Origin of the sequence: Vogesella mureinivorans, from assembly GCF_007644035.1 — a bacterium.
Taxonomy (GTDB): domain Bacteria; phylum Pseudomonadota; class Gammaproteobacteria; order Burkholderiales; family Chromobacteriaceae; genus Vogesella; species Vogesella mureinivorans.
Genome location: NZ_VMTV02000134.1, coordinates 248,327 through 268,894, shown reverse-complemented (window position 1 = coordinate 268,894; position 20,568 = coordinate 248,327). Strand labels below are relative to the sequence as shown.

Below are 20,568 nucleotides of genomic sequence, written 5' to 3'. Positions count from 1 at the left end.
CCTGATTGTCTTGCCTTGCGGCCAACGTTGGCCGCAAGCCTTACGCGTTGTAACCCAGGTTGGGTGCCAGGTCGCGCTCGGCCTGGGTCACGCTCACACCACGGCGGGTGGCGTAGCTTTCCACCTGATCGCGGGCGAGCTTGCCCACGCCAAAGTAGCGGCTGTCGGGGTGGCTGAAATAGAAGCCGGATACCGCTGCGGTAGGCAGCATGGCGTAGCCTTCGGTCAGCGTCATGCCGATGGCCGGCGCGTTCAGCAGCTCGAACAGCTCACGCTTCACCGTGTGGTCCGGGCAGGCCGGGTAGCCTGGCGCAGGGCGGATACCCACGTATTTCTCATCGATCAACGACTCGTTATCCAGGCTTTCACCGGCGGCATAGCCCCAGAACTCGGTGCGCACACGGTGGTGCATCAGCTCGGCAAAGGCCTCGGCAAAACGGTCGGCCAGCGCTTTGAGCAGAATGGCGCTGTAGTCATCGTTGGCCGCTTCGAAACGCGCTACGTGCGGGTCGATACCCAGGCCGCCGGTCACGGCGAAGGTACCGATATAGTCCTGCACGCCGCTGTCAGCCGGGGCGATAAAGTCGGCCAGCGTCCAGTTGGGGTTGGCCGCAGAGCCGTCCTTGGTGGCTTTGGCCAGCTGCTGGCGCAGGCCTACCCAGGTCATCAGCGGGGCACGGGTGTCGGGGTCGAGGATTTCGATATCGTCCACGTCCACGCTGCGCGCCGGGAACAAGCCAATCACCGCATTGGCCTGCAGCCATTGCTCGCTGATGATCTGCTGCAACATGGCCTGGGCGTCGGCCCACAGGCCGCGGGCGGATTCGCCCACGATGTCGTCGTCCAGAATGGCGGGGAAGCGGCCGGCCAGCTCCCAGCTCTGGAAGAACGGCGTCCAGTCGATAAAGCGCGCGATCTCGGCCAGGTCGTAGCGTTCGAAGCGGCGCACACCCAGCCATTTTGGCGCGGGCGGCACATAACTAGCCCAATCGATACGGTGGCGCGCCGCGCGCGCCTGCGCCAGTGGCAGCAGCTTGGCGTCGCCACGGCCTTCGAAAATGGCGCGCGCCTTGGCGTAGTCGCTGGCGACTTCCAGCACAAAATTATCACGCAGGGTGTCGGACAGCAGGTTGGAGCACACGCCCACGGCGCGGCTGGCGTCCGGCACGTAGATCACCGGGCCGCTGTAATGCGGGGCGATTTTTACCGCAGTGTGCACGCGGCTGGTGGTGGCGCCGCCAATCAGCAGCGGGATATCAAAGCCCTGGCGCTGCATCTCTTTGGCCACGTGCGCCATTTCTTCCAGGCTAGGGGTAATCAGGCCGGACAGGCCGATGATGTCGGCCTTGTGTTCGCGCGCGGCGTCCAGAATGGTCTGGCACGGCACCATCACGCCCAGGTCGATCACCTTGTAGTTGTTACAGCGCAGCACTACGCCCACGATGTTTTTGCCGATATCGTGCACGTCGCCCTTCACCGTGGCCATGATGATCACGCCCTTGGCCGGCGCGTCCTGCAGGCCCATGCGGATTTTTTCTTCCTCGATGAACGGCTCCAGGTGCGCCACGGCGGCTTTCATCACGCGGGCGGATTTCACCACCTGCGGCAGGAACATCTTGCCGGCGCCAAACAGGTCGCCCACTACGTTCATGCCGTCCATCAGCGGGCCTTCGATCACGTGGATAGGGCGCTCGCACTTCAGGCGCACTTCCTCGGTATCTTCCACGATATAAGTGGTAATGCCCTTGATCAGCGCGTGTTCCAGGCGCTTTTCTACCGGCTGGCTGCGCCAGGCCAGGTCTTCGCCCTTGGCCTCTTTGGCGTCGCCACGGAAGCTTTCGGCCAGGCTGATCAGCGCCTCGGTCACCGCCATGATGTCGTCGCCGCGCATCAGCACCACGTCTTCGATGCGCTCGCGCAGCACCTGGTCCACCTCGTCGTACACTTCCAGCGCGCCGGCGTTCACGATACCCATGGTCATGCCGCGCTGGATGGCGTGGTACAGGAATACGGCGTGAATGGCCTCGCGCACTTTGTTATTGCCACGGAAGCTGAACGACACGTTGGACACGCCACCGGAGATCTTGGCGTGCGGCAGGTTCTGCTTGATCCAGCCGGTGGCCTCGATAAAGTCCAGGCCGTAGCGGGCGTGTTCTTCGATACCGGTGGCCACGGCAAAGATATTGGGGTCGAAGATGATGTCTTCCGGCGGGAAGCCCACTTCGTCCACCAGAATGCGGTAGCTCTTTTCGCAGATTTCCACCTTGCGGGCGTAGGTGTCGGCCTGGCCCACTTCATCAAAGGCCATCACGATCACCGCCGCACCGTAGCGGCGCAGCAGGCGCGCCTGCTCGACAAACTTGTCCTTGCCCTCTTTCAGCGAGATGGAGTTCACGATGCCCTTGCCCTGGATGCACTTGAGGCCGGCTTCGATCACATCCCACTTGGAGCTGTCGATCATGATGGGTACGCGGGCGATGTCCGGCTCGGCGGCGATCAGGTTCAGAAAGCGCACCATGGCGGCGTGGGCGTCCAGCATGCCCTCGTCCATATTGATGTCGATTACCTGCGCGCCGTTTTCCACCTGCTGGCGCGCCACGTCCAGCGCCGTGGCGTAGTCACCGTTGAGAATGAGCTTGGCAAAGGCTTTGGAGCCGGTCACGTTGGTGCGCTCGCCCACGTTCACAAACAGGTCTTTGTCGCCGATATTGAACGGCTCCAGGCCGGACAGGCGGCACTTGGGCTCGATCTGCGGCAGCGGGCGCGGCGGCAGGTCTTTCACCGCCTCGTAAATGGCCTTGATGTGGCCAGGCGTGGTGCCGCAGCAGCCGCCAATAATGTTCACCAGGCCAGACTCGGCCCACTCGCGAATCTGCGGCGCCATGTCTTCCGGCAGCAGGTCGTAGCCGGTGGGGGCCAGCGGGTTGGGCAGGCCGGCGTTGGCGTGTACCGATACAAAGGTATTCGCAATGCGCGACATTTCTTCTACATACGGGCGCAGCAGGTCTGGCCCCAGCGCGCAGTTCAGGCCAAAGCTTAGTGCGTCGGCGTGCGACAGGCTGTTGTAGAAGGCTTCGGTGGTCTGGCCGGTGAGCGTACGGCCGGACTGGTCGGTAATGGTGCCCGAGATCATGATGGGCAGGCGCGTGGCCTCGGGGTGCTCGTCGAAGTACTTGTGGATGGCAAACACCGCCGCCTTGGCGTTCAGCGTGTCGAAGATGGTTTCCACCAGCAGGAAATCCGCCCCGCCCTTTACCAGGCCGTCGATGGCGGTGGTGTAGGTGTCCACCAGCTCGTCAAAGGTGACATTGCGGTAACCCGGGTCGTTCACGTCCGGGCTGATGCTACAGGTGCGGCTGGTGGGGCCCAGTACGCCGGCGCAGAAACGCGGCTTGTCTGGGGTGGCAGCGGTTTGCGCTACGCACAGGTCTTTTACCAGCTTGGCGGCGGCGTGGTTCAGCTCCCACACCAGCGACTGCATGTCGTAGTCGGCCATGGCGATGGCGGTGGCGTTGAAGCTGTTGGTCTCGATAATGTCCGCGCCCGCATCCAGATAGGCTTGGTGAATCTCGGCAATGATCTGCGGCTGGGTCAGCACCAGCAGGTCGTTATTGCCTTTTACGTCTACCGGCCAGTCGGCAAACCGCTCCCCGCGATACTGGGCCTCGGTCAGCTTGTACTGCTGAATCATGGTGCCCATACCACCGTCCAGAATCAGGATGCGGCGGGAAAGCAGGTCGTAAGCGGGGTGGGATAACAGTTTTGACATGGCAAAGGCGGCTTTAATTAAGTAAAACTACGTAGACACAAGAGCTTAATCTTATCATTGCATTTTGGCCCGAGCTGGCCATCCTATAGAACAAGAGAGCATAACAATGCCAAGGGAGCCGTATATGTCTACGTTTTTCTGCCGCCCGGCGTGGCTACTGTTGGCCGCAGCCTCGGCCCAGGCCGCCCCGCCGCTACACATTGGCGTCGCAGAATCCGACGCCGCGCCGATTGTGGTACTGAACGCGCAGCGCCAGCTGGACAGCGGCCTCTCCAAAGACCTGGGTCTGGCCCTGGCGCAGGCGCTGGGTAGCAGTGCGCGCTTTAGTGTGCTGTCGCGCAACCGTATCGAATCGGCCCTGGAACAAAGCAAGGTGGATGTGGTGTGCAATGCCAACCCGGCCTGGTTCGGCAATGCGGCCAAGCTGGGCTGGACGCAAGACTTCTACCCCCAGATCGAGCGGGTCGCGACCCTGGCCAGCCACCTGCGCACCATTCAGGGCATCCAGGACCTGGCGGCGCAGCGCGTGGGCGTGATACGCGGCTATCACTACCCGGCACTGGTACCGCTGTGGCAGAACGGCGGCGCCACACGGGTAGACCACCCGCAGCTGGACTCCAGCCTGAAAGCACTGCAAATGGGCATGATCGACGCGGTAGTCAGCTCGGAGCTGGAGCTGGCCGCCTGGGTAAAGCGCAACCCGCAGCCTGGCAAGCGGCTACGCCTGCAGCCCTGGGTGGTGTCGGTACTGCAAACGCGCTGCGCCGTGGCCCCGTTCAGCCGCTACACGGTAGCGCAGCTGAACCAGGCCATCAGCCTGCTGGAAAAACAGGGCAAAACCAAACGCATCATACAAGGCTATAGCTGGAAAACCAGCTAGCCAGCGGTTGACGCTAGCCCGCAGCCAGCTATGCTGATGGCTTGCCCCCCCCAACTGCTACTGACCATGACCCACTATCTGTATCTGCACGGTTTCCAGTCTGGCCCGCAGTCGCTCAAAGCTCGCGAAACCCAGGCCTATCTGCATGCCATCGCCCCCGAGGCCGGCTTTAGCAGCCCGCAGCTCTCGCCCTACCCGGCACAGGCCATCGCGCAAACCGAAGCGCTGATTGCCAGCCTGCAGCAGCCGCTGGTGCTGATAGGCAGCTCGCTGGGCGGCTATTACGCTACCTGGCTGGCAGAGCGCTTTGCCCTGCCTGCGGTGCTGATCAACCCGGCTATCCGCCCCGAGGCCGAGCTGGCGCGCTTCATGGGCCCGCTGCACAACCCGTATACCGGCGAACACTACACGCTGGGCCCACAGCACATGGACGAGCTGCTTGCCCTGCGCCCGCCACGGCTGCAGGCGGCCAACTATTGGCTGGTACTGGGCACGGCAGATGAGGTACTAGACTGGCGCGAAGCGGTGCGCTACTACGCTGGCGCCCGCACCACGGTATTGAATGGCGACGATCATCGCCTGCAAGGTTGGCCGCAATGCCTGCCCGGTCTGCTGGGCATAGAAGGAAAGCTGCCCCAGCTGCCAAAGCCAAACCCGTAGCGGCCCGGCGGCGCCTTAGCCACCGTCGCGCTGGTTGGCGTAGTCGCCGCGGGCGGCGTGGCACAGCACGCTGGCCAGCAGGTCCAGCTTGAGCGGCTTGGTCAGAAAATCATCCATGCCGGCCTGCATGCAGGCCTGGCGGTCTTCTTCGAAGGCATTGGCGGTCAGGGCCACAATGTCCGGCTGTACCGGCAGATCCTGGGCGCGGATGGCTACGGTCGCCTCCACCCCGCTCATATTGGGCATCTGCATGTCCATCAGCACCAGGTCCACATTACCGGTTTCCACCACGGCCACCGCCTGCAGGCCGTCATCTGCCAGCGTGACGCGGCTTAGCCCCAGCCGCTCCAGCATTTTCACGATCAGCTTCTGGTTGATGGCGTTGTCTTCGGCCACCAGTACCCGCAGCTCGCGCGCCGGGCCGGGCAGCTCGATGGCCGACAGCGTGCTGCTGGGGGCCAGCACCGGCGCGGCTACCGTCTCGGCGCGCCAGCTAAAGGTAAAGCAGCTGCCCTCCCCCACCTGGCTGCTCACGGTGATATCGCCCTGCATGGCCTGCGCCAGACGGTGGCTAATGGCCAGCCCCACCCCCGTGCCACCGTAACGCCGCGTGGGCGAGCTATCGGCCATTTCAAAGGTGCGAAACAAGCGGCCAATCAGCTGGGGGCTCATGCCGATGCCGGTATCGCTTACCGCCACGTGCCAGTAACCGTAGCCATCGGGCTGTTTATCCAGCGTGACGCGCAGGCTGATCTGGCCTTCGGCAGTAAATTTCAATGCATTGGACAGCAGGTTGCCCAGCACCTGGCGCAAGCGGTCGCCGTCCCCTTTCAGCCAGGGCAGGCTGTCCGGGCGCTCCAGCCACAGGCTCAGGCCTTTGGCATTGGCGCTGGTACGGTACTGCGCCAGCAAGCCATCCAGCAGCGCGGGCATGTCTACCGGGTCGCGCCGCAGGGTAAGGTTGCCATTCTCGATAGAGGACAAATCCAGAATATCGCCGATCAGCACCATCTGTGCCTCGGCGCTTTCCTGCAAGGTATGCAGCAGCTCGCGCTGGGCCGGCGACAGCGGCGTGGCGGCCAACAGCTCGGCCATGCCCATCACCCCGTTCATGGGCGTGCGCAGCTCGTGGCTCATCACCGCCAGAAACTCGGTTTTGGCGCGCACGCCGGCCTCGGCCAGCGCCAGTGCCTGGCTCAGCTCCAGCGTGCGCTCGGCCACCTTTTCTTCCAGCAGGTGCGCCGCCTCGGCCAGCTCGCAGTTGGCCGTATACAGCGCCAGGCTCTTGGCCTCCAGCAAACGCTCGGCCTCCTGGCGGGCCGCGTGCTCGCGGGCCAGCCGTTTTTCCAGGCGCTGGATAATGTCCGCGTCACTCATGTTTTTTCCAGGATAAAGCGCACCGTCGTACCGTCGGCATCCAGCGCTTCCCGCTGCAGGTGCAGGTGGCCCTGCTCGCCGTAATGCGCTACCGCCCCCTCTATCAGGCCCACGGCCAGGTCGGCCAGGCAGCGCGGCGAACGGTACACCACGCTCAGACGCTGCGCGGTATGTGTTTCCACCTCAAACGACGGCAGCTCGGCATCGGGGTACAGCTTGCGTACCTCGGTGTGAATCACCTGCTCGATATGGCTCACCAGCTCGATGGTGCTGCTGCAAGCGGTAATGAACGCCGGATACAGCACAAAAAAGCGCCCGAACAGGTACTGGCCGAAAGCATGTATCAGCACCGGCACCTCCAGCCCGGTACGCTTGGACAGCGCCACGATCAGCGCCACCATCTCGGGGAAAGGGTACGTGCCCACGGCGGTATAGGCTCCGCCGTGCGGCAAGTTGGCATCATCAATGATGTCATCCACCATATCCGCAGAGAACTTTTGCTCCACCAAGCCCAGAAACTCGGTAAACACCACACCTTTCATACGCCCCCCTTCCAGGAACCGCGCTGAACAATCTGTTTAACCTGCCAAGTCGTGCTTTCGTGCACTATTTACGCTATAGCGTAGCCACCCACTTTATTCGATAAGGAAGCCCATGAGCCAGCGTATCCGTTTTGACATTAGCGGCGGGCCGGACGTATTGCAAACCGAACACGTCGACTGCGGCCAACCCGGCCCCGGCGAGGTGCTGTTGCAACACACCGCCATCGGCGTCAATTTTATCGATACCTACCATCGTAGCGGGCTCTATCCGCTGCCGCTACCGTCCGGGCTGGGTAGCGAAGCCGCTGGCGTGGTGTTGGCCGTGGGGGCAGGCGTGAGCCATGTCGCAGCGGGCGACCGCGTGGCCTACGCTGGCGGCCCGCTGGGTGCCTACAGCCAGCAACGCGTGATGCCGGCACAGCATCTGGTCAAACTGCCGGACAGCGTCAGCGACGATACCGCCGCCTGCCTGATGCTGCAGGGCATGACCGTGGCCTACCTGATTTTGCACACCTACCGCGTACAGCCAGGGCAAACCGTGCTGTGGCACGCCGCAGCGGGTGGCGTGGGCCAGATTGCCGTGCAGTGGCTGTCGGCCATGGGGGTCACGGTGATCGGCACCGTGGGCAGCGCCGACAAGGCCGCGCTGGCGCGCGCGCTGGGCTGCGCCCATGTCATCAACTACCGCGAGGAAGACGTGCCGGCGCGGGTACGCGAGCTGACCGGCGGCGCCGGCGTACCGGTGGTGTACGACAGTGTGGGCAAAGATACCTTCGAGATGTCGCTGAACAGCCTGGCACCCCGCGGCATGTTCGTCAGCTTTGGCAACGCCAGCGGTGCCGTGCCGGACTTTTCGCCGCTGTTACTGGCACAAAAAGGCTCGCTGTTCTTCACCCGCCCGCGCCTGCACGACTACATCGCCACCCGCGCCGAGCTGGAAGCACTGGCCGGCGCCGTGTTCGAGCAGGTGGCCCGCGGCACGGTAAAAGTACAGCCATCGGCACGCTACGCGCTGGCCGACGCTGCCCAGGCGCACCGCGACCTGGAAGCACGCCGCACCACCGGCTCGCTGATCCTGCTGCCATAAAAACATGCGGCCAACCCGGTAAGGTTGGCCGCATGCTGCATGAAAAAAGCCTGCCATACGGCGAATGTCAGTCAGTTAACGCTGATTGGCATTTTCTGGGCTAGGGGTTTGTTGTGTTTGAAGAGTACTAATGTGTCCGCTATGCGGACGATGTTTACATGCCGGTTCCGCCCGTGACCGAGCGAGGCAAGCGCAGCGTCGCGAGGGAATAGGACGGGAAAGGGGGCGGATTGCCGCCCCCTTTTCATTCCCCCGCAACCCGGGGCTGCTCGAAACCCCGGCCAAAATGGCACGCCCCAGGCGCCGCCGAACTCGCCCCTCGCTAACGGCTCGGGGCTCAAACAAATCGGCGTCTTAAAACCTGGGGCGCATCATTTTGACCGGCTCGCGCCAACGGGATGGGGCGCGGCACTCACGCCCTCCCACTTGATGGCCAAGCACATTCACCCAACCGAATGGCATTACGCCATTCGGCAGGCTTTGTCTTACTCACATACGCTGTTTATACCCCCAGCGCCTCGGCCAGCTTGCTGCGGCGCGCCGCCAGGCTGGCCGGCAGTGCGTCGGCCAGTTTGGCAAACCACTCGTCGTGGGCGGCCAGCTCGTGGCGCCAGGCAGCTTCGTCCAGCACCATCAGCTGCTGGAAGTGCTGCTCGGTAAAGCCGTCCATGCCGGCCCAGTTCAGGTGGGCGTAAGCCGGTACCTTGCCCAGCGGGCTGTCTTCGGCCTGGGCGGTGCCCTGCACGCGGCCAACGATCCACTCCAGCACGCGCATATTGTCGCCAAAGCCCGGCCAGATGAACTTGCCGTCGGCGTCGGTGCGGAACCAGTTTACGCAGAAGATGCGCGGCAGCTTGCTGACCTTGTCGGCCATGCCCAGCCAGTGCTGGAAGTAGTCGCCCATGTGGTAGCCGCAGAACGGCAGCATGGCAAACGGGTCGCGGCGGGTAACGCCCTGCGCGCCAAACGCTGCAGCGGTGGTTTCCGAGCCCATGGTGGCGGCCATGTACACGCCGTCTTCCCAGCTGCCGGCCTCAAACACCAGCGGCACGGTGGACGAGCGGCGGCCGCCAAAGATGAAGGCCGAGATCGGCACACCAGCCGGGTCGTTCCACGCCGGGTCCAGCGACGGGCACTTGGCCGCCGGTACGGTAAAGCGCGCGTTCGGGTGCGCGGCTTTGCGGCCACAGTCTGGCGTCCAGTCCTTGCCCTGCCAGTCGGTCAGGTGCGCCGGAATATCCTTGCTCATGCCTTCCCACCACACGTCGCCGTCGTCGGTGAGCGCTACGTTGGTGAAGATCACGCCTTCGTTCAGCATGGCCATGGCGTTGGGGTTGGATTTCACCGAGGTGCCCGGTGCCACGCCAAAGTAGCCGTTTTCCGGGTTGATGGCGTACAGCTGGCCATCCGCCGCCGGCTTGATCCAGGCAATGTCGTCGCCCACGGTGGTGACTTTCCAGCCATCGTAGGTTTTGGGCGGAATCAGCATGGCAAAGTTGGTCTTGCCGCAGGCGCTAGGGAAGGCAGCTGCTACGTAGCGCTTGTCGCCCTGCGGGTTTTCCACGCCCAGAATCAGCATGTGCTCGGCCAGCCAGCCCTGGTCGCGGCCCATGGTGGAGGCAATGCGCAGCGCAAAGCACTTTTTGCCCAAGAGCGCGTTGCCGCCGTAACCGGAGCCGTACGACCAGATCTCGCGGGTTTCCGGGTAGTGCACGATGTACTTGGTGTCCGGGTTGCACGGCCACGGCTTGTCGGCCTGGCCTGCGGCCAACGGTGCGCCCACGCTGTGCACGCAGGGCACGAAGGGGCCGTCTTCGCCCAGCACTTCGTACACGTTGCGGCCCATGCGGGTCATGATGCGCATCGATGCCACCACGTACGGCGAGTCGGTCAGCTCGATGCCCACGTGGGCAATGGGCGAACCCAGCGGGCCCATGCTGAACGGAATCACGTACAGGGTGCGGCCAGCCATACAGCCGTCGAACAGGCCGTTCAGCGTGCTGCGCATCTCGGCCGGGTCCATCCAGTTGTTATTGGGGCCGGCGTCTTCGCGGCGGGCGCTGCACACATAGGTGCGGTCTTCCACGCGCGCCACGTCGGACGGGTCGGAAAACGCGGCGTAGGAATCGGGGCGTTTGGCCGGGTTCAGCGGGGTGAGGGTGCCAGCGGCCACCATCTGGGCCAGCAGTTGGCTGTTTTCCGCTTCGGAACCGTCTACCCAGTGAATGGCGGCCGGTTTGGTGAGGGCGGCCACTTCGGCGACCCAGTTGATCAGTTGCTGGTGGCGTACAAAGCTCGGGGCTTGCAAGGACATGTCTACCTCTGCTTGAAAAAGGGCAGAGCAGCCGACGAAACCCGCCCATTCTCCGGTGAGCCGGGCGGGTCTGGTAGGCCGCCCTGTTCGGGGGGCTGCGGCATTATCCACCAGCTGTAGTCAATGGGGTACAACCCTATCTGCTTTAACTCAACTGCCATGATAATTTGCTAGTGTGTTGCGCCTTTTTGTTGCGTAAAAAGCGCAAACGGCTGGCTGATCGGCAGTGCGCCGTAGTGTGGGAACTACTTTATTGCCAGCTTGCTTGCTGGCACAGAACTACTGCAGCGATACGCAAACGCAAAAAAAAGGGGGACTGGCACACGCCTTTCACTCAAGCAGAAAACTTGTGGCAATTGGCTAGGTATTCAAGAATTGGTGTGTCGGTCAAGCGCCCATCCCGTTGGCGCGAGCCGGTCAAAAGGGTACGACCCAGGTTTTAAGACGCCGATTTGTTTGAGCCGCGTGACGTTAGCACGCGGCGAGTTCGGCGGCGCCTGGGGCGTGCCATTTTGGCCGGGGTTTCGAGCAGCCCCGGGGCGCGGGGGAATGAAAAGGGGGCGGCGACCCGCCCCCTTTCCCGCCAGCCGGGCGGAACCGGCACCTTCAAGCATCATCCGCGTAGCGGATTCAATGCTTCGCCTCTTTTTTCCAGAAATCATCCTGACAAAAAATGCCGCTCACTTGCTTAAGTGAACGGCATTAACGTCACAGCCCCTTTTCCCTACCGCCTGGCCTGCGGCCAACCTTAGCTGCCGGCCAGCGCCGCTTCTTCTTCCGGGTCGATTTCCTCGCCCAGGAAGCCGCCGCTCTGGTGCGCCCACAGCCGCGCGTACAGGCCGCCTTTGGCCAATAGCACCTCGTGGCTGCCCTCTTCTACCACGCGGCCTTTGTCCAGCACGATCAGGCGGTCCATGGCGGCGATGGTGGACAGGCGGTGCGCGATGGCCACCACGGTCTTGCCTTCCATCAGCCGGTACAGGCTGCTCTGGATGGCGGCTTCCACCTCGGAATCCAGCGCGCTGGTGGCTTCGTCCAGCAACAGAATCGGCGCGTCTTTCAGCATCACACGAGCAATAGCCACGCGCTGGCGCTGGCCGCCGGACAGCTTGACGCCGCGCTCGCCCACGTGGGCGTCGTAGCCGCGGCGGCCTTTGGGGTCGGTTAGCTGCAGGATGAACTCGTGCGCCTCGGCCTTTTGCGCCGCGGCGATCATCTCCTCGTCGCTGGCCTGCATGCGGCCGTAGCATAGGTTGTCGCGCACCGAGCGGTGCAGCAGCGAGGTGTCTTGCGTCACCATGCCCACCTGGGCGCGCAGGCTGTCCTGCGTGACCTGGCAAATGTCCTGGCCGTCGATGAGGATGCGGCCGCTTTCCAGCTCGTAAAAACGCAGCAGCAGGTTGACGATGGTGGACTTGCCGGCGCCGCTGCGGCCAACCAGGCCGATTTTTTCGCCGGGGCGAATGGTCAGGTTCAGGCCGTCGATCACCACCTTCTCGCCACCGTAGCTGAAGCGCACATTGTCAAAGCGCAGCTCGCCGCGGCCAACCTCTAGCGGGTGCGCGTCCGGCGCGTCGTGGATGGCGATGGGGCGCGACAGCGTGGTAATGCCGTCCTGCACCGTGCCGATGTTCTCGAACAGGCTGGACATCTCCCACATGATCCAGTGCGACACGCCGTTCAGACGCAGCGCCATGGCGGTAGCCGCCGCCACCGCACCCACGCCCACCTCGCCGCGGCTCCACAGCCACAGCGTGGCACCGGCGGTGCTGGCAATCAGCCCCATGCTGAGGATGTGGTTGACGATCTCGAAACCGCTGACCAGCCGCATCTGGCGGTAGGCGGTAAGCATGAACTCCTGCATCGCGCCTTTGGCAAAGCGGGCCTCGTGGTTACCCTGCGAAAACAGCTTTACCGTGGCGATATTGGTGTAGGCGTCGGTAATGCGGCCGGTCATCAGGCTGCGCGCGTCGGCCTGCTCGCCGGCGGCACGGCCCAGGCGCGGCACAAAGAAACGCAAAGCGACGACGTACAGCGCCAGCCAGGCCAGGAAAGGCCACAGCAGCACGGCGTCGAAGCTGCCCACCACCGCCACCATGGTGATGAAGTAGATCACCACAAACACCATGATGTCGGTGATGATCAGCACCGTGTCGCGCACCGCCAGCGCCGTCTGCATCACCTTGGCCGACACGCGGCCGGCAAACTCGTCCTGGTAAAACGCCATGCTCTGGTTCAGCAAGTGGCGGTGGAAATGCCAGCGCAGGCGCATGGGGAAATTACCGAACAGGCCCTGGTACTTGGCCATGGCCTGCAGCGCAATCAGCAGCGGGCTGGCCAGCAGGATGGCGGCCAGCAGCAGCAGGTTGTCGCGCTCTTTGTCCCACAGCTGCGCCGGCGGCACGTGGCTGAGCCAGTCCACGATGGAGCCCAGCATGGAAAACAGCAGCGCCTCGAAAGCACCAATGGCGGCCGTCAGCAGCGCCATGCCCAGTATCAGGCCACGCATGCCGGCCGTGGCCGACCAGACAAACGGGAAGAACCCTTTAGGGGGTTGTGGCGGGGGGGTATCCGGGTAGGCATCTACCCGGCGTTCAAACCAGGAAAACAACATAAAGATCGCTCCTTGCCGTAGCGGGGTGGCCGCCGCGGTTCAGGTTGGGTCAGGCCCACAGGCCCACGTAGCGCCACGCCCGGCAGGTATGCCGGCGCCGTAGCGCACTCAAAGAACAAAAGCGCTGCCAGTACGCGCAGCCCCATAGCTTGGCACAGTCATGCCATGCGGGAAACTGCCCGTGCTGACAGGCCGCCAGCATTCTACCCGCTGTTCGCCACCGCTGGCGAACAGCTATGCTGTACGCACTGTTCATCCTGTCATTTTATTGCCATGCCTACTGTCCACCTGTCGCTCCCCGCCGCACGCGCCCTGCACCTGGCCGCGCAGGGCCTGTTGGCCGCACCACGGCGCAAAGCCACCCGCGACGACGTACTGGCCGCCATCCGCCGCATGGCGCTGCTGCAGATCGACACCATCAGCGTGGTGGCGCGCAGCCCCTACTTGGTGCTGTACAGCCGCCTGGGCCACTACGACCCGGCCTGGCTCGATAGCCTGCTGGCCGACGGCGCGCTGTTCGAATACTGGGCGCACGAAGCCTGCTTTGTCCCCGTAGAAGACTACCGCCTGCTGCGCCACCGCATGCTGGACCCGGCTGCCATGGGCTGGAAGTATTCGGTCAGCTGGCTAGACAAACACCGCGCCGACATAGACCAGCTGCTGGCGCACATCCGCCAGCACGGCCCGGTACGCTCGCGTGACTTTGCCCGCCAGGGCGGCAAAGGCAATGGCTGGTGGGACTGGAAGCCGGAAAAACGCCACCTGGAGGTACTGTTTACCAGCGGCCAGCTCATGGTGCGCCAGCGCGAAAACTTCCAGCGCGTGTACGACCTGGCCGAGCGCGTGCTGCCACAGTGGGACGACGCGCAGCACCTGCCCAGCCCCGCCAGCGCCCGCCACGACATGATCCGCGCCAGCTGCCGCGCACTGGGCCTGGTGCAGGCCGGCTGGGTGGGCGACTACTACCGCCTGCGCGGCAAAGTCAGCGCCGCCGAGCTGGCCCCGCTGATCGACAGCGGCGAGCTGCTGCCGGTACAGGTCGAAGGGCTGAAGGGCGACAGCTATGTACACCACAGCCTGCAAGACACGCTAAGGTTGGCCGCAGACGGCACGCTGAAAGCCACCGCCTGCACCGTGCTGTCGCCGTTCGACCCGGTAGTGTGGCACCGCCAGCGCGCCAGCCAGCTGTTCGGCTTTGATTACCGCATCGAGTGCTACACCCCGGCGCCCAAACGCCAGTACGGTTACTTTGTGCTGCCGCTACTGGTGCGCGGCCAACTGGTGGGCCGGTTGGACGCCAAGGCGCACCGCGCGCAAGGTGTGTTCGAGGTCAAAGCGCTGTACCTGGAGCCCGGCATCAAACCGGGCAAGCGCCTGCAGCAAGACATCCTGAAAGCGCTGCAGCAGTGCGCCGACTGGCACGGCACACCGCAGCTACGCTTTGGCCAGGTACCGGATGGCTGGCAGGGCTGATGCCCGCCACCAGGCATGGCTTGTCATGGCAATGGCAGCGGCGTAATACCCGGCAGCGCCTGGCGGCCTACCTGCAGCACCGGGCAGTTCACCACCAGCTCCAGCGGCTCCAGCCGCACGTCACCGGCGTCTTCGGCCGCCAGCACGTCGTCTACCGAGCGCAGCTCGCGCACGGTGCGGCCGGGCTGCCAGTGCACCATGATCACGTCCCACAGCGGCGAGTAGGCGCGGTCACGGTTGGCCGCACCCAAGGGCTGCGGGATGGACGGCAGCACGCTGGGCTGGGCGGCAAACTTGTAGATGCGGTCCAGCACCGAGCGCGGGTTCGGCTCGTGCCGGCTCAGCGGCAGCGCATTAGCCAGCCGTGGTACCAGGTTGGCCGCATTATCGATGGCGGCATCGGCGCGCGAGGCGTCGGTGGTGAGGTACCACACCGGCTGGCCGTCAAACCAGCCCTGGCGCACCGGTACGGCCAAGGTGGGCTGGGCGGCCGCCCAGCTACTGCACAAGGCCAGCAAGCCGGCTAACAACAGGTTTTTCATGCAGGGCTCCGCCGTGAAAGCGCCAGCTTGCGTTGCTGGCGCAGGGTGTGAATGGCAATCAGCAAAATCGCGCCCCAGATCGGCCCGTAGGTGAGCAGGCCGTCCGCGCCCAGCGGTTCACCCAGTACGGTGATGGCCAGCACAAACAGCAGCGCCGGCTCCACATAACCCAGCAGCCCCCACAGCCCCATGGGCAGCAGGTGGCTGGCGGCGATATTGCACAGCAGGGCTATGGAGCTGAGGATGCCCAGCCCCGGCAGCAGCCACCAGAAACGCGCTTCGTCCAGCACGCCCCAGCCGGCCGGGCCCAGCCACAGCAGCATGGCCAGTGCCACCGGGAACATCAGCGCCATTTCCAGCGCAAAGCCGCACACCGGGTCCAGCCCGCTCTTGCGGCGCAGCACAAAATACGGCGGGTAGCCCAGCACCACCAGCAGCGTGGGCCAGGCGATGGCGCGCGTGAGCCACAGCTCGTGCAGCACGCCCAGCAGCGCCAGCACCACCGCCATGGCCTGCAAGCGGTACAGCCGCTCGCCGTACAGCAGCCGCCCCACCAGCACCATCACCAGTGGCGCCAGAAAATAGCCCATCGACACCGCCATCACCTGGCCGTGCAGCGGCGCCCACAGAAACAGCCACAGCTGCACCCCCATCAGCACCGCCATGCCGGCCACGGCGGCCAGCAGCGCCGGCTGGCGCCACATGCGCTGCCAGCTGTCGGCAAACGCCTGGCGCTTGCCGGTGAGCAGCACAATCAGCAGCACGCCGGGTAGCGTGCACAGAATGCGCCAGGCAAAAATGCCCAAGCCATCCAGCGGCCGCAGCTGGGTAACGTAGGCGGGCAACAGCGAAAACAGCAGCGAGGCGCTGATCGACAGCGCAATGCCGCGCCCGGACGGCGCGTGGGGGGTAGTCATATCGAATCCATAGTGAATACCCGGTGATAGTGCCGCAAATGGCGGCTGGCGGCCAGCGGCCTCAGGCCTGGTCGGCCAGTGCGGCGGCGATGCGCGGCAGCAAAAAGTCGATCAGCACCGTGTACTTGCGCGGCATGGGTTGGCGATAGGGGTACACCAGAAACACCTGCCAGCGCTCGCCCTGCCAGTCGGGCAGCACGCGCTGCAGCTCGCCGCGACGGCAAGCCGGTGCCGCCATGTAATGCGGCAGCACGCTGATACCGTAACCGGCCACGCACAGGCTGAGGGCGGCAATATACGCACCGGAATGGGTACGTGCCGAGCCTGGCTGCAATACACAGGTATCGTCACCACGCACCAGCGTCAACTGCTCGCCGTCTTCGTGGCTGAGCAAGCCATACTGCAGCAGCTGGTCCGGGTGTTGCGGCCAACCATGTTGCTGCAGAAAGGCCGGGCTGGCGTACAGGCCCTCTTCCACCCAGCCGGCAGGCCGGGCCACCAGCGAGTCGTCGTGCACCATGCGCATGCGCAGGCAGAAATCCAGCACGTCGGCGATGGGGTCTTGCACGCGGTTGTCCACGTCCAGCCGTAGCTGCAAGCCGGGCTGCTGCTGCCCCAGCTCGCCCAACAGTGGCGCCAGCATTGGTGCCAGTGATACCGAGGTAGACAGCGCCAACGGCCCGTCCACCCCGCATTGGGCGCTATCTACCGCGTGCTGCATGCGCTCCAGCGCCTGGCGCATGGCCTGGGCGTGCGGCAGCAGCTGCTGGCCAGCCTCGGTCAGCGCCAGCCGCCGCGTGGTGCGCAACACCAGCACCGCGCCCAGCTGCTTTTCCAGCGCTTTGAGCCGCAGGCTGACCAGGCTGCGGGTGCAACCCAGCGCGTCGGCAGCGGCGGTCAGGCTACCTAAGCGGGCAATGGCCTCGAATACCAGTACATCATCCGGCAGCGGCATTGTTTTCATCTTTTTGACAACATGGCGAGTGATAGCGGATTTATCGGCAAAAAGTAACTGATTTATGCTGTATTCATTGTCAATCATTTAACAATGAGCATGCCATGAAACTGCTACGCCGCCTACTCGCCTACTGGTTTACCCCCGCGCCTTCGCCAAGGCATCACCATCAGGACAGCCTGACGTACCGCCAGCAACGCCTGCTGGACGACGCCCGCGAACGCGTGCGCCGCACCCCGCTATAAATAGCAACCAGCATGCAATAACATTGCACCAGACACACAGCACACGCACACAATGGCCACTATCTATCACGCCCACGTTTATTTTCTGCCGGAACAAACCGCGCAAGCCACCACCCTGCACGCCACGCTGGCCAGCCGCTTGCCGGCCGGCTGCTGGCTGGGGCGGCTGATAGCACGCGAAGTGGGCCCGCACACGCGGCCAATGTTCGAAATCAACTTTGCCGAGCCGCTACTGCCGGCGGTGACTGCCTTGCTGGAGCAATACCGCGACGGCCTGCCGGTACTGCTACACCCGGAGCTGGACAACGAAGTGGTGGGCCACACCAGCGCCGCGCGCTGGCTGGGCGAGGCGCTGCCGCTAAAGCTGCACACGCTGCGCGGCGGTTGAGGCAGCCGGCCACCACGGTGCTTAGGCGATAAACGGAAAAAGCCAGTCTGCAAGCACAGACTGGCTTTTTGCTGCCCTGCGGCCAACTTTAGCCGCTGTTGCGCAGGCCGGCGGAGATACCGTTGATGGTGAGGTGGATGGCGTACAGCGCAGCCTCGTCGTCCGGCTCCTGGCGCAGGCGCTGCAGCAGTTTTACCTGCAGCAGGTTCAGCGCGTCCAGGTAGGGCAGGCGGGTGTCCAGGCTGCGTGCCAGCGTGGGGTTGCCCTGCAGCAGCTTGTCCTGGCCGGTAATGGCAAAGAACACGGCCAGTGTCTTGTCGAACTCGGCTTGCAGGCCGCCAAACAGGCGGTCGGCCAGCGCGGCGTCGCCCACCAGCGCAGCGTAGCGGCGCGCAATCTGCAAATCGGCCTTGGCCAGTACCTGCTCCATATTGGACAAAATCACCTGGAAGAACGGCGACTGGCGGTACAGCGCCTGCAGCTGCGCCAGGCCGGCGTCGTCGCCGTGGGCGGCGAGGAAGGCCTTCACCGCGCTGCCAAAGCCGTACCAGCCGGGCAGCATCACCCGCGACTGCGACCAGGAGAACACCCACGGAATGGCGCGCAGGTCCTTGATGCTGGCCAGCGCCTTGCGCGAGGCCGGGCGGCTGCCGATGTTGAGCTTGGCAATGGCGCTGATCGGCGTGGCTTCCATGAAGTACTGCATGAAGCCGTCCGATTCCACCAGCGCGCGGTAGGTGCGGTAGGCGTGGCCGGACAGCTCGGCCAGCACGCTTTCGTCGGTGTCCTGCTGGCTGCCCTGGCTCAGGGTGGCTTCCAGCGTGGCGGCCACCAGTGCTTCCAGGTTGCGGGTGGCGTTGTCCGGGTCGGCAAACTTGGCGGTGATGATCTCGCCCTGCTCGGTAATGCGGATGCGGCCAACCACGGTACCGGCCGGCTGCGCCATGATGGCCTCGTAGGCGGGGCCGCCGCCACGGCCGACCGAGCCGCCACGGCCGTGGAACAGGCGCATCTTCACACCGGCGGCGTCGAACACGCGCACCAGGCGCTGCTCGGCCTGGTACAGCTCCCACTGGCTGGTGAGGTAGCCGCCGTCCTTGTTGCTGTCGGAATAGCCCAGCATCACTTCCTGCACACCGCCACGGCTCTTCAGCAGCTGCTGGTACCACGGCAGCGCAAACAGCTGCTGCATGATGGCGGCCGAGGCGTCCAGGTCGGCGATGGTTTCAAACAGCGGCACCAGGTTCAGGCTGATGCTCGGCACGCCGCCATCCAGGCGCAGCAGGCCGCTTTCCTTGGCCAGCAAGGCCAGCGCCAGAATATCGGACACGCTGGCACAGTTGGAAATGATGCACTGGGCGATGGCGCCCTGGCCAAACTGCTGCTGCACCAGGGCCGCTTCGCGGAAGATGGCCAGCTCTTTTTCGCTGTCGGCGCTGTAGCTGAGGAAGGGCGAGTACAACAGGCGCGGCGTGGCCAGCTCGCGCAGCAGCACGCGCACGCGGGCGGCTTCGTCCAGCGCGGCGTAGTGCTCCAGGTTGGCGTGGGCAAACAGCTCACCCACCACACCGGCGTGTTTTTCGGCGTGCTGGCGCAGGTCCAGCGGCATCAGGTAGAAGCCGAATACGTCCACCGCGCGCACCAGCTTGCCCAGGCGGCCGTACACCAGCAGCGCGCTGCCGTTGGCGGCCAGCGAGTCGCGCAGCGCAGCCAGGTCGGCCTGCAGCGCGGCGGTGTCGGGGTAGGCTTCACCGGCAGTCCAGCGGCCGCGCAGCGGCAGGCCAAGGTTGGCCGCGGTGGCCGACAGGCGGCCTTCGATGGTGGCCAGCGCCAGGCGGTACGGTTCTTCGCGGCGGCTGATGGCCGCATCGGGCGAGGCGGCGGCCAGCGCGGCAATGGCGGGCGACACGCTGACGTGGCGTGCCGACAGCGACAGCTCGCGGTACAGGCCGGCCAGCTCGTAGAAATAGTGCTTGAACGCCACCTCGGCCTGGCGGGTAACGGCGTGGCGCAGCACGCTGGCGTCTACGTTAGGGTTGCCGTCGCGGTCGCCGCCGATCCAGCTACCCACGCGCAGGAAAGACGGTATGGCCGCGTCCTGGCCCCACAGCTCGCGCATCTGGCGGCCCAGGCGCTCGTACAGCGCGGGGATGGCCTGGAAGAACGACAGCGGGTGGTAGGCCACGCCGTTTTCGATTTCGTCGGCCACGGTCATTTTGAACGGGCGGATTTCGGTGGTCTGCCACAGCGTGTGGATCACGCGCTGCAGCTTGGCTTCGACTTCGGTTTCTTCTTCTGGCGTGATGTCCGGCGACGACAGCTGCTGCAGGAACTTGCGCACGGCGCGGTGGCCGTCCAGCACGCTCTGGCGCTGTACTTCGGTGGGGTGGGCGGTGAGCACGGCGCTAACGCTGGCTTCCTGCAGCGCAGCGTTGAGGCGGGCAAAATCCACGCCGCTTTCGTGCAGGCTAACGAGCGCACGCGACAGGCTGCCGCGCTGCGGCGCGCTACCGGCGCGCTGGTGGGCGCGGCGGCGGCGGGCATGGTGCAGGTCTTCGGCAATGTTGAACAGCTGCGAATACAAGCCACAGGCGCGCACCAGCGCGGTGGTGGTGGCGGGCGACAAGCGCTCTACCAGCGCATCGGCTTCGGCATCGTGGCGCTGCGCGCCGCTGGGGATGGCGCGAATCTCGTCCACCACCTCGGCGCCTTCCTGTTCCTGCAGCAGCGCTTCCAGCAGGCGGTTCAGCCGTGCCAGGTCTTCGCGTAGCGGTAAATCCTTGTCCAGATCGTTCATGCTCTATT

The 20,568-nt window shown here is 64.6% G+C and carries 15 protein-coding genes; 6 read left to right on the top strand and 9 right to left on the bottom strand.

From position 1 onward, the window contains the following. Positions 1-40: 40 nt before the first annotated feature. Complete coding sequence (gene metH, locus FLQ44_RS04435; protein ID WP_147693245.1) at positions 41-3,769, bottom strand: methionine synthase; 3,729 nt, start codon at positions 3,767-3,769, stop codon at positions 41-43. Positions 3,770-3,893: 124 nt separating this feature from the next. Here metH and FLQ44_RS04430 point away from each other — a divergent pair, with 124 nt between their 5' ends. After that, positions 3,894-4,649: a substrate-binding periplasmic protein gene (locus FLQ44_RS04430; protein WP_147693244.1), complete on the top strand. Its 756-nt coding sequence runs from the start codon at positions 3,894-3,896 to the stop codon at positions 4,647-4,649. 66 nt (positions 4,650-4,715) lie between these two features. Continuing rightward, positions 4,716-5,309 (top strand): YqiA/YcfP family alpha/beta fold hydrolase, encoded by a 594-nt coding sequence (locus tag FLQ44_RS04425; protein ID WP_147693243.1) that lies wholly within the window; start codon positions 4,716-4,718, stop codon positions 5,307-5,309. A 15-nt stretch (positions 5,310-5,324) separates the two neighbouring features. On the opposite strand, the gene FLQ44_RS04420 is transcribed toward FLQ44_RS04425, so the two are convergent. Further along, the gene (locus tag FLQ44_RS04420) at positions 5,325-6,686 is read right to left on the bottom strand and encodes an ATP-binding protein (protein ID WP_147693242.1); all 1,362 of its coding nucleotides are present in this window, start codon (positions 6,684-6,686) and stop codon (positions 5,325-5,327) included. Next, on the bottom strand, positions 6,683-7,228 hold the full coding sequence (locus FLQ44_RS04415; RefSeq protein WP_147693241.1) for a heme NO-binding domain-containing protein: 546 nt from the start codon (positions 7,226-7,228) through the stop codon (positions 6,683-6,685). The genes FLQ44_RS04420 and FLQ44_RS04415 overlap by 4 nt, the downstream gene beginning before the upstream one ends. 112 nt (positions 7,229-7,340) lie before the next feature. Here FLQ44_RS04415 and FLQ44_RS04410 point away from each other — a divergent pair, with 112 nt between their 5' ends. Further along, a complete protein-coding gene (locus FLQ44_RS04410) occupies positions 7,341-8,315 on the top strand; it encodes a quinone oxidoreductase family protein (protein WP_147693240.1) in 975 nt (324 codons plus the stop codon). 502 nt (positions 8,316-8,817) lie between these two features. Here FLQ44_RS04410 and FLQ44_RS04405 read toward each other — a convergent pair. Continuing rightward, positions 8,818-10,629: a phosphoenolpyruvate carboxykinase (GTP) gene (locus tag FLQ44_RS04405; protein WP_147693239.1), complete on the bottom strand. Its 1,812-nt coding sequence runs from the start codon at positions 10,627-10,629 to the stop codon at positions 8,818-8,820. A 748-nt stretch (positions 10,630-11,377) separates the two neighbouring features. After that, positions 11,378-13,243, bottom strand: a complete 1,866-nt coding sequence (locus tag FLQ44_RS04400) for an ABC transporter ATP-binding protein (RefSeq protein WP_147693238.1) — start codon at positions 13,241-13,243, stop codon at positions 11,378-11,380. A 273-nt stretch (positions 13,244-13,516) separates the two neighbouring features. Here FLQ44_RS04400 and FLQ44_RS04395 point away from each other — a divergent pair, with 273 nt between their 5' ends. Next, a complete protein-coding gene (locus FLQ44_RS04395) occupies positions 13,517-14,716 on the top strand; it encodes a winged helix-turn-helix domain-containing protein (protein ID WP_147693237.1) in 1,200 nt (399 codons plus the stop codon). Positions 14,717-14,739: 23 nt separating this feature from the next. Here the strand turns inward: FLQ44_RS04395 and FLQ44_RS04390 are convergent, their stop codons facing one another. The 3 genes from FLQ44_RS04390 to FLQ44_RS04380 all read right to left on the bottom strand — a co-directional run bounded on the left by FLQ44_RS04390 (position 14,740) and on the right by FLQ44_RS04380 (position 17,139). After that, positions 14,740-15,258 carry a DUF7482 domain-containing protein gene (locus tag FLQ44_RS04390; RefSeq protein ID WP_147693236.1) on the bottom strand — a complete coding sequence of 173 codons (519 nt, stop codon included), beginning with the start codon at positions 15,256-15,258 and terminating at the stop codon, positions 14,740-14,742. Next, positions 15,255-16,175: an EamA family transporter RarD gene (gene rarD / locus FLQ44_RS04385; RefSeq protein ID WP_147693235.1), complete on the bottom strand. Its 921-nt coding sequence runs from the start codon at positions 16,173-16,175 to the stop codon at positions 15,255-15,257. The genes FLQ44_RS04390 and rarD overlap by 4 nt, the downstream gene beginning before the upstream one ends. Before the next feature lie 61 nt (positions 16,176-16,236). Continuing rightward, on the bottom strand, positions 16,237-17,139 hold the full coding sequence (locus tag FLQ44_RS04380) for a LysR family transcriptional regulator (RefSeq protein WP_170252785.1): 903 nt from the start codon (positions 17,137-17,139) through the stop codon (positions 16,237-16,239). A gap of 95 nt (positions 17,140-17,234) precedes the next feature. On the opposite strand from FLQ44_RS04380, the gene FLQ44_RS23520 reads away from it, so the two are divergent. Together FLQ44_RS23520 and FLQ44_RS04375 are read left to right on the top strand one after the other, a co-directional pair. After that, on the top strand, positions 17,235-17,375 hold the full coding sequence (locus FLQ44_RS23520; RefSeq protein ID WP_170252783.1) for a hypothetical protein: 141 nt from the start codon (positions 17,235-17,237) through the stop codon (positions 17,373-17,375). A gap of 52 nt (positions 17,376-17,427) precedes the next feature. Then, entirely contained in the window at positions 17,428-17,763 is a 336-nt protein-coding gene (locus FLQ44_RS04375) for a DOPA 4,5-dioxygenase family protein (protein ID WP_147693233.1), read from the top strand. 88 nt (positions 17,764-17,851) lie between these two features. Here the strand turns inward: FLQ44_RS04375 and ppc are convergent, their stop codons facing one another. Further along, complete coding sequence (ppc, locus tag FLQ44_RS04370; protein ID WP_147693232.1) at positions 17,852-20,560, bottom strand: phosphoenolpyruvate carboxylase; 2,709 nt, start codon at positions 20,558-20,560, stop codon at positions 17,852-17,854. Positions 20,561-20,568: the final 8 nt, after the last annotated feature.